Origin of the sequence: Lawsonibacter hominis (genome assembly GCF_014287895.1) — a bacterium.
Classification (GTDB): domain Bacteria; phylum Bacillota; class Clostridia; order Oscillospirales; family Oscillospiraceae; genus Lawsonibacter_A; species Lawsonibacter_A hominis.
On record NZ_JACOPP010000097.1, the window covers coordinates 1 to 647 of the forward strand.

The window sequence follows — 647 nt, forward strand, 5'->3', positions numbered from 1 at the left end:
AGCTGACGCAGCTCCCGTTCGCCTTCATACGTGCCTCACGATCTCGAAGCCGAGCGCATCGGCCAGAAGCCATGGAGACGTCCTGTACAACTCATCCAGATACGCCTGAAAGCATTCAGGGCACATCACCTTTCCGGTACATTCGAACGTAACATCATCCAGGTAGATCTCATGGCCGAACGAATCGCGGGTGACAGCCTCTTCATCGTTTCTGTCATGCAAGCCGGTGTGGACTCTTGTTGTCATATCACTCATCCCCTTTTAGTACCACGTCGAGGCCTTGCCGGTCTGCTTCGATGATAATCTTCGAGACGATTTCTTTTGCTGGGACGCGATAGGTCGCTATGAGCCGGTTAACAATTTGCGCCGCCTCCTGATTGATCCGGACAACTCCAGATCCGCATACTTCCATGGGCGGGCTGATCGAAATCTGGATTGACATCTTGACTTTTCTCCTTCCATGCCCTACAATAGGCTTGTCTTAGATTTCCTTTGCCGCCCTCCGGTCTGCATACCGGAGAGCGGCGCTTTTTATTGCCATTTCCCCGCCGCCTCCAGGACGGCGTTTGTTTTCACGTACCGTTCCCCTATATGCTTTAAGCGATACCGAATATAGTTCTCTGGCGAAATACCACGAAACCGTTCTG

The 647-nt window shown here is 52.2% G+C and carries 2 protein-coding genes; both read right to left on the reverse strand.

The features are described from left to right. Window positions 1–24: 24 nt before the first annotated feature. Window positions 25–246, reverse strand: a complete 222-nt coding sequence (locus tag H8S57_RS18415) for a hypothetical protein (protein ID WP_186909098.1) — start codon at window positions 244–246, stop codon at window positions 25–27. A 1-nt stretch (window position 247) separates the two neighbouring features. Beyond that, window positions 248–442, reverse strand: coding sequence for a hypothetical protein (locus tag H8S57_RS18420; RefSeq protein ID WP_186909099.1), 195 nt, complete (start codon window positions 440–442; stop codon window positions 248–250). Between the last annotated feature and the right edge of the window lie 205 nt (window positions 443–647).

What these genes read in the sequence shown, in the direction of transcription:
- H8S57_RS18415 (WP_186909098.1), bottom strand. Translation starts at nt 246, where the DNA reads ATGACAACAAGAGTCCACACCGGCTTGCATGACAGAAACGATGAAGAG.
- H8S57_RS18420 (WP_186909099.1), bottom strand. Translation starts at nt 442, where the DNA reads ATGTCAATCCAGATTTCGATCAGCCCGCCCATGGAAGTATGCGGATCT.